The organism is Cupriavidus sp. 01L45, assembly GCF_056399885.1.
This window is the reverse complement of record NZ_JBFTSG010000125.1, coordinates 1-7866: the sequence shown is the minus strand read 5'-3', so window position 1 is coordinate 7866 and position 7866 is coordinate 1. Positions and strand designations below refer to the sequence as shown.

Annotated in this window: 9 protein-coding genes; 5 read left to right on the top strand and 4 right to left on the bottom strand. The window is 61.7% G+C overall.

Annotated features, from left to right (window positions below; translation table 11 throughout):
• Nucleotides 1-272 precede the first annotated feature (272 nt).
• Nucleotides 273-725 (bottom strand): hypothetical protein, encoded by a 453-nt coding sequence (locus AC1DT6_RS40080; RefSeq protein WP_477115591.1) that lies wholly within the window; start codon nt 723-725, stop codon nt 273-275.
• Nucleotides 726-825: 100 nt separating this feature from the next.
• Between AC1DT6_RS40080 and AC1DT6_RS40075 the strand changes: the two genes are divergently transcribed.
• From AC1DT6_RS40075 to AC1DT6_RS40055, 5 genes are all read left to right on the top strand, one after another.
• A complete protein-coding gene (locus AC1DT6_RS40075; protein ID WP_477115590.1) occupies nt 826-1164 on the top strand; it encodes a helix-turn-helix domain-containing protein in 339 nt (112 codons plus the stop codon).
• A gap of 157 nt (nt 1165-1321) precedes the next feature.
• Nucleotides 1322-1639: a hypothetical protein gene (locus AC1DT6_RS40070; RefSeq protein ID WP_477115589.1), complete on the top strand. Its 318-nt coding sequence runs from the start codon at nt 1322-1324 to the stop codon at nt 1637-1639.
• A 76-nt stretch (nt 1640-1715) separates the two neighbouring features.
• Nucleotides 1716-2000, top strand: a complete 285-nt coding sequence (locus tag AC1DT6_RS40065) for an HU family DNA-binding protein (protein ID WP_477115588.1) — start codon at nt 1716-1718, stop codon at nt 1998-2000.
• A gap of 18 nt (nt 2001-2018) precedes the next feature.
• On the top strand, nt 2019-2513 hold the full coding sequence (locus AC1DT6_RS40060; protein ID WP_477115587.1) for a CBS domain-containing protein: 495 nt from the start codon (nt 2019-2021) through the stop codon (nt 2511-2513).
• A 1145-nt stretch (nt 2514-3658) separates the two neighbouring features.
• The gene (locus AC1DT6_RS40055; protein WP_477115586.1) at nt 3659-4327 is read left to right on the top strand and encodes an SOS response-associated peptidase; all 669 of its coding nucleotides are present in this window, start codon (nt 3659-3661) and stop codon (nt 4325-4327) included.
• 235 nt (nt 4328-4562) lie between these two features.
• On the opposite strand, the gene AC1DT6_RS40050 is transcribed toward AC1DT6_RS40055, so the two are convergent.
• Genes AC1DT6_RS40050 through istA form a run of 3 tightly spaced genes read right to left on the bottom strand, consistent with a single transcriptional unit; the run spans nt 4563 to nt 7052 of the window.
• A complete protein-coding gene (locus AC1DT6_RS40050) occupies nt 4563-4781 on the bottom strand; it encodes a hypothetical protein (protein WP_477115585.1) in 219 nt (72 codons plus the stop codon).
• The gene (gene istB, locus AC1DT6_RS40045) at nt 4778-5560 is read right to left on the bottom strand and encodes an IS21-like element helper ATPase IstB (RefSeq protein ID WP_477115584.1); all 783 of its coding nucleotides are present in this window, start codon (nt 5558-5560) and stop codon (nt 4778-4780) included. The genes AC1DT6_RS40050 and istB overlap by 4 nt, the downstream gene beginning before the upstream one ends.
• Nucleotides 5541-7052, bottom strand: coding sequence for an IS21 family transposase (gene istA / locus AC1DT6_RS40040; RefSeq protein WP_477115583.1), 1512 nt, complete (start codon nt 7050-7052; stop codon nt 5541-5543). The genes istB and istA overlap by 20 nt, the downstream gene beginning before the upstream one ends.
• Between the last annotated feature and the right edge of the window lie 814 nt (nt 7053-7866).

Sequence of the window (7866 nt, the reverse complement as noted above, 5' to 3'; positions counted from 1 at the left end):
TGCGAAGATTGCGCCAGAAATGGCGCGAATTGGGTGCCATGCGGCCCCAAATCGGGCTCAAACCACCCCCGCTCTCCCGCATCGTGAGAGTCGGATGTCAAACAAGCGCTGACGCTCCGCTTAGCGGCTATTGATCAGCGATTCCCTAGTCATATACCGGGCGGCGGTCGAACCAGCTTCCTCCATCATGTGGTCAAAGTCGGCAACAATTTCGGTCATGATTTCCCTCAGTCGAATTTTCTAGTTTGCCATCCACAAGGGGGCGCTTTCTTTCAAGCTAGTTGAGGTTCGGGCTCCGTGCCCTGGAAGCCAACCAGCCACTGGGTCCCGTGATCAAAGAGGTAGGCGACGACCGTTCGATGCTTCTGGATGTCGTCAGCAATCTTGAGAGCCGTGCGGAAATTCGCATAGACCTTGGCCAGGCCGGGTGCGGCCGCGTACTGGTAAAGGACGACGCCGGGCTGTGGCTCGCTGGCGCCAGCCAGGAATTCATCGCTGTCGGGCAGGTGCACGACATAGCCGACGAACCTGCAGGATTCCGGGAAACCCAGGCTGTCTCGCATGACGTCCGGGGTGGGAATTACTGTGGAGGCCGCAGCCACCCGCTGGCTCCGGCTACCGCGCCGTTTGGCTTCACCCATATCCGCTATCTCCAAGATGCCCCAATGGGCGTTTTCTCTTGTTGCCCCTGTTGTGGCGTTTTCGTATGAGGCATCAAAATACATGTAGCGAGCCTTTTGGCAGTCGCCTCCCTTGCCATCCTACGCATTCCGGAGAGCAACAGCCACCGTGTCAAAGCCTACGTGAACGGTGCCCCAAGGCAACATGGCGCTGGCCAGCACGCATACAACCCCACCGGTCGGGGGTGAAGATCGCCGACAAAACAGCCGATACCCCTACCTGAGTACCACGGCGTGCGTTACTCTTATGGAACGTCTATGTTCCATTTGTCACTATGCCATGAGGATACCTGAGGTGCTATACGGCGAGGATGCGCAGGCGCTGCGCAAAAAGTCGCGACTTACACAAACGCAACTGGCGGAACGCTGGGGCCTTACGCGACAACAGATCGGACGCTATGAGAAGACAGGACAACGGGTGCCGGCGAAAGAAGCCGATGCGTATCGTGGTCTAGTTGCAGCTCTAAATCCGGATGCAACATAGATATTGCATTTGAAACTCCAGAGATATACGATTCAGACGGGTATTGGGGCCACAGCAACCTTCTTTGCGGGCATTACGTTGCTGAGGTCCTACGTTCGCAGACGCCGAACGCTCGCACGTTTGAACAAACACAACACCGCGGGGAATAGGTCCACATATGGAATCTCACTCAGATATCTCCCCTCTTGACGCGCTGCGGCAGATGGAGGAAGCGCGTGCCAACGATCCGCAATACAAGGCACACAGGGCCTACTGGCGCAAGGAACACGAGAAGGACGCCCGGAGAAATTTACCCATTTATTTCTGCGTCGGGATGCTTCCGTTTCTGATTGTGGCGGCGCTGTGGGGTAAGCCACTAGCAAGTGCGTTTCGGGCCCTTTCCGGCACGCACGCGTCCGGCTGGCTACTTCTCGGATGGATTGCCGTGCTTGTGGCATTTTTTGCTTGGCTAGTCACCCGCAACACGTACAGGTAACCAACCGGCCAGTATCGGCTCGCTGATGGATGCCGCCGGCGTCCATTTAAGTCACCCCACCCCAGGGAGAAGGAAGTTGAACAAATCCGAATTGATTGCGGCAATCGCCTCCAAGACTGAGCTCACCAAGGCAGATGCTGAGCGCGCCGTGAATGCATGCATCGATATCATCCAGGGCACAGTCGCATCTGGAGGCGACGTGTCGGTACCGGGCTTCGGCACCTTCAAGAGTTCCGCGCGGGCAGCGCGTGACGGCCGCAATCCTCAGACGGGCGAAATTATCAAGATCGCTGCAACGACTGTTCCCGCTTTCACCGCTGGAAAGACCTTCAAGGAAGCAGTGGCCGCTGGCTCAAAGTAACCGACAACGGAGCCAGTAGTGAGCATTGATAGCATCATGTCTAAAAGAGTCGTCGCCGTAGTGTTCGACGACACGTTGGCAACGGTCAAGGGTATCTTTGACGAGGCTAAGTTCCACCATCTGCTAGTCGTCGAAGACGGGAAGTTGCATGGCGTTGTATCGGACCGCGACTTGCTCCGCGCTATGAGCCCGTTTATAGGCAGTACGGTGGAGACGGCCAGGGACGTCAACACCCTCAACAAGCGGGTGCACCAGATCATGACACGCAAGCCGGTAACGTTGCGCCCTGAGGCTGAGATTGCAGATGCCATCGAGCTCTTTCTCACCCACCAGGTCTCGTGCATCCCCATCGTGGATGAGCAGTTCCGACCAGTTGGCATCGTGAGTTGGCGGGACATCCTGCGATCGTTGGCGGCCGATGTCACGCAACCTGTGTGCGCCGATAGAAAGAGCCATGGACGTGGAGTATGGTTCGAGACTGGGAAACCGCCAACCTTAAACGAAGACGTATAGAACGAGTTTCGCGATGGCAACACGGACGTATGCAGACATCGTAGACCTAGCGCAGTCGAAAGGCGGTCGATGCCTCTCCACTCCCTCAGAATTCGTGGATACCAAATCGACCCTGCGCTTTGCCTGCGCGGCCGGGCACGAGTGGACCACTCGCGTCACCAACCTCCTGCATCGCGGTCGGTGGTGCCCCGACTGCGGTGCGGCGAATAGCCCCCCCCTGACGCTCGAAGATGTTCGTAGAATGGCCTCAGAACGGCACGGCGAGTGCCTGTCGGAGACATACCGGGGAATTCACCGCAAGCACATTTTCCGCTGTGCAGCAGGCCACGTTTGGGAAGCCCAACCAGCGAACCTACGCCACAGGGGGTCTTGGTGCCCGGTCTGTGCGGATCAGCCAAGAGCGCTCACACCTGAGGCGCGAATTAGCCGGCTAGAAGAGATCCACGCCGTCGCGCAATGCCGGCTCGGCCGCTGCCTTTCCAAGGAATACCTAGGTGACAAGATCCATCTTCTATTTGAGTGCGCAGATGGACACCAGTGGTGGGCGACGCCGAACACCATTAAGCGTCCGCATTGGTGCCCCTTGTGCAAGAACGGCCAGCCAAAGGCGGAGGTGGTAACAGGAATGGCGATGGAGTTGCCGGCGGCCAACGCGCTCAAACGCCGCAGCGCGGCCATCCAGCGAGTATTGAAAACCATTGCGGATCACACCCCTAGCAAAATGGCAAGCAAACGCCGCCAACATCGCGGCTAGGAGAGCACGTACCATGCAGAAACTGCCCCTCAGCGAATTCGTCCGGAACGCTAGTCCCGACGATCTAACGATCGTCCGCGCACGCGACCGTTGGGAAGCTGTTGAACCGGGGTTCTGACAAATGAGCTTGGGTCTACTGGCTTCGCTGACCTGGCGCACCTTCTCGCGATGCTGGTCAGCGTCGGCATCCGCCGCTGCCCGGTAGAATTGGACGGCCTACCGGCAACCGTTCCGGCAGCAACAGCGCCCGTCCACGCGCCGCGGCGATGACATCGAGCTGGATGTCGTGACGCGAACGGCGCCGGCGAAGATTTCCGCAAAGGGGACTGCCGAGCAATCCTGCAGGGTCCGCGCTATGCTTGGATATTGAACAGCTTCGAGGGTGCCCGGAATGTGCAATAACTACATCCCTGTGCAGGCTAATCTACTCCGCGATGTCTACGGCGTGACGCCGCCCGACCAGGAGTATCCGCCTGAAACGTGGCCGGATTACATAGCACCCATCATACGGACGGATCCGGACGGCAACCGACAGGCGGTTCTGGCCAACTTCGGCATGGTACCGAAGGCGAGGATCCCTGCTGGCGTGAAGCCATTCGATACGACGAATGCCCGGTCGGAGACAGTAGGAGAACGCCGCACCTTCTCCGGGCCGTGGAAGAAAGGACAGCTATGCCTCGCGCCGGCCGAGGCCATATTCGAGCCAAACTACGAGGCGGGTCCGAGATCCACCCGTTACCGCATCTGGCTACCGGCCGAGCCCACGTTTGCGATCGCCGGCCTCTGGAGAGAATGGCCGGACGGCTTCTTATCCTTCACGATGCTCACGGTCAACGCAGACAACCACCCTTTGATGAAGCGCATGCACGCGCCAGGGAAGGAAAAGCGCTCCGTTGTCGTGTTGCCACCGGAGAGCTGGGATGACTGGCTAAAGTGCCGAGATCCCGAGGCCGCGAGGACATTCCTAACCCTCTACCCAGCGGATCGCATGGAGACGGCGCCTGCGCCGCGCGCTTCCCGAGCACGATCCGCTCAGCAGCCATCCTTAGGACTCGACTGATCGCCTCATGCCGTCCAGATCGCCAGCCCCGTCTCTAGCAGAGGTGAGACCGATCCCTCTAGCGAACGCAAGCATCTCCCACGCAGTGACGAGTGGCGCTTCGAGGTCACGTACAAATATGTACCCCTGTTAGCGGCGGTGTAAAACCGCGCATAAATGGCGGCGCAAGGTTGAGTGAATTGCTCAACAATAAAGGGGCCACGCGGGCCCCATTATTTGTGATGCGCGACAGACGTCAGAATGCGGCGTCGCCTGACTCGCGGCTCTGGTTGGGGGATCGGCGCTCTTCTCGCATCAAGTCCTGGATCTGATGCAGATAGCGCGAGCAAACGACTTCACGTAGATCGTCGAGCAACTCGAACACAGCGAGCGCCTGCTCGGGTGTCCAGTCGTCAGGCACAACGAACGGCAGGCCGCGTCGGCGCCCCGACGGCAGCAAGGGATCGTGGCTCATGCTGCGGCTCCTTTTTCCGTGACGATCTTCTTCGCGGCCCGCTGGCGGGAACGGGCTTCGGCGCGCTCGCGCGCTTCCTTCAGGCGATAGGACTCGCCCTCAATCGAGAGGACCTCGGCACGATGCACCAGCCTGTCGACTAGCGAGACGACACAGGCGGCGTTCGGGAACACCTCGGACCATTGTGCAAACGGCTTGTTGGTCGTGACGATCGTGGAACGGGCCTCGTATCTCCGGCTGATCAGCTCGAACAGCAGGTCGGCATGGCGGTTCGAGTACGACAGATAGCCGACCTCGTCGATCACCAGCACATCAGGGGCAGCATAGCGATGCAGACGCTTGCGCAATGCGGAATCGCTGTCGAGCGCGGCCAGTTCGCCGAGCATCTCCCCGGCGGCCTTGAACAACACCGTGTGGCCACGGATCAACGCCTGATGCGCCAGGTTCTGCGCCAGTGTCGACTTGCCCACGCCGTTTGGGCCAATAAGCACGACGTTGGTCGCTTCCTTAAGGAACGCGAGCGACATCAGTTCCTCAACGGCCGCACGATCGATACGTTTGGGCCATTTCCAGTCGAAGTCGCCCAGCGACTTGAACTTGCCCAGCCGCGCGTCGCGGATGCGTCGCTGCAGCGAGCGGTGGGCGCGCTCATCTTCTTCCCACTGGATGAGCGGTGCGACCCATTCGGCGCCATCCACATCGGACCAGTGCTCGACGAGCCCGTTCAGGCGTAACACCTGCGCGCGTGAGCGCAGAGCTTCAGTGGTGTAGGTGTTCATGGTCATCGTCGCCTGTCGTCAGTTGATCATAGGTGTCGAGCCGATGCGGCTGCACCGGCGTGTCCTTGCGCTGCACGTGCTCGGGCAGGTGCAGCGCGACCGGTGGCGGCATGCCGCGCGCGATGCGCCGTCGCTCCAGTGCAAGACGCACGGTGTTCGCATGTGGCACGCCCGCGGCGAGCGCGTCTTCGATGGCGGCTTGCAGTTCAGCCGCGCCGTACCGGTCGAGCAGGCGCAGCAACGCGTTGGTGAGCGCACCGAGGTTCGCGCCGCGGTCGGCCGCGCGCGTGAGCAGCAACTGGCTGGCCGGCACGGTCTTGGTCAGGCTGTTGACGCCGCGATGTTGGCGGGCCTGGCGTTTGCGCTCTTCGAGTTCGCGGATGTGCGCCGGCAGCTCGATCTGCGCATCGCGGTCATAGCTGCGGCGGTGACTGGCGATCACCTCGGCACCGTCGAACACACGGACCTGCTCCAGATCGGCGCGCACCGTCAGCGTGCGACGCACGTGTGTATGCGGGATCGTGTAGTCGTTCAGGTCGAAGCGCACGTACGGCGTTTTGCCGACCTTGACCGCGATCTGTTCGTCCACGGGGTACGGGTTGTCCGGCAGCGGCAACAATAGCGGCCGCTCCTTTGCGAAGGCCTCGCGTACCGTCATGGCACGATCCTCGGGACACGGACGGTCCGCCGCCTGGGTGCGGCACCAGTGCTCGGCCTGTGCGTTCAGATCGTCGAGATCCGTGAAGGTGCGCGCCGCGAAGAACGCGTCGCGTATATGGCGGATCGCCCGTTCCACACGGCCTTTCTCGTTGCCCCGCGCCACGGCGACAGGGCGTGGCTCGAACCGGTAATGCGCGGCAAACGCGAGCAGCGTCGGGTGGAAACGGATCGCGTCGCCCTGACGCTCGAGCACGGCGCTTTTAAGGTTATCGTAGAGGATGACCTTGCCCAGGCCACCCCAGTGGCTGAAGGCGCCGACATGGCCGCGCAGGAAGTTCTCCATCCGTGCGTCGAGGAAGAAGCGCAGATAGAGGTCGCGGGAGTACGAGAGCACCATCACGAAGGCCATCAGAGGCCGTCGTGCCCGGCCAATCTCCAGGTGGCCGAAGTGTCCCCAGTCGCATTGCATCTGCTCGCCTGGTAGGGTGCGCAGGCGAAGGAATGCCTCGGCGATCGGGCGCGGTCGATGCAACGCGACCCGGTGCCGGAAGTGGTCCGGCGCGCCTTTGTACCCGCGCTCGCGCACCATCGCGTACAGGCGGCTGGCTGTGAGCGAGGGGAAGCTCTCCAGCGTCTGCCGGATGAACGGCAGGTACGGCTCGATCATCGAGGCGCGCGGCGGCGGTCCGTGCCGCGGCAGCCCGGCGTGCGCGAGCACACGCTGCACGGTCTCGCGATGCACATGCAACTGCCGCGCGATGGTGCCGCAGCGCCATTTCTCAACGTGATACAGGCGCAGGATCCGCGCCTCGAGTTCGACTCCGATGGTCATCCAGGTCTCCACGATAAACATGACAGGGACCACGACGACGCACAAAGCCGGTACGCACGAACGGCGGCAGCGGGCAGCCGCAGCCATGACAGCGCGGCGTTGCCGGCGCCGCCGTCGCACGATCATCCGCTTGAACTGCAACGGCGGCGTCTGTCGGCGGGTCCGGTTGCAGTACAGCATCGGTGGGGGCTGCGAGTGAACCCTGATGCGTCACATTCTTGTGTAGAGCCCGCCAGCGCCGCGTTCGCGCCGCATGGGCGAAGCGCCCGTGACGGCTGTGCTGGTAACGTCGGCCGGCTTCCCGCACGCTGGCGCGCCGGGCCTCCTGGGCGCAATCCTGGCAGTAACGCTGGCCGCGGTCACAGCGGCGGCAAATGAAGACTTGCACCCGGCAGCGGGCGCACACGAACAGGCGGCCAGTGGGCAGCATCGACGCTCCTCGATGGACGCCGAAGACCATCGACAGACCGCGCCAGTCATGGAATACTTGGCGCGCACGCGTGCTCCGGACCGACATCCGGAATCGGTGTGGGGCGCGGCATCGGCTTGACTCGCGAGGTCTGGTGGCCGGTGCCGCGCCTGTTTCTTCGGCAAACCGCCTTTCTATCACGAGTCCGCCTGTCAACACGCGCCGCGCGCTGGGCGCGTCTCCAGTCGCCCTACGGGCTCCCTACGACGCGCCCAGCGTCAACTCTCTCTCCATCGTTATCCTGATATCCCGAGGCAGACCTGTGCCGAATCTCGACGCTCGCTCACGCGACGCCGCCGATATCTGACGCCGCCAGATTTGTGCGGATTCACACCGCCATCGACA

Bases quoted from the DNA above. Each gene is read 5' to 3' on its own strand.
- AC1DT6_RS40055 (WP_477115586.1), top strand. From the start codon at position 3,659: ATGTGCAATAACTACATCCCTGTGCAGGCTAATCTACTCCGCGATGTC.
- istA (WP_477115583.1), bottom strand. From the start codon at position 7,052: ATGACCATCGGAGTCGAACTCGAGGCGCGGATCCTGCGCCTGTATCAC.
- istB (WP_477115584.1), bottom strand. From the start codon at position 5,560: ATGAACACCTACACCACTGAAGCTCTGCGCTCACGCGCGCAGGTGTTA.
- AC1DT6_RS40075 (WP_477115590.1), top strand. From the start codon at position 826: ATGGCGCTGGCCAGCACGCATACAACCCCACCGGTCGGGGGTGAAGAT.
- AC1DT6_RS40050 (WP_477115585.1), bottom strand. From the start codon at position 4,781: ATGAGCCACGATCCCTTGCTGCCGTCGGGGCGCCGACGCGGCCTGCCG.
- AC1DT6_RS40070 (WP_477115589.1), top strand. From the start codon at position 1,322: ATGGAATCTCACTCAGATATCTCCCCTCTTGACGCGCTGCGGCAGATG.
- AC1DT6_RS40080 (WP_477115591.1), bottom strand. From the start codon at position 725: ATGTATTTTGATGCCTCATACGAAAACGCCACAACAGGGGCAACAAGA.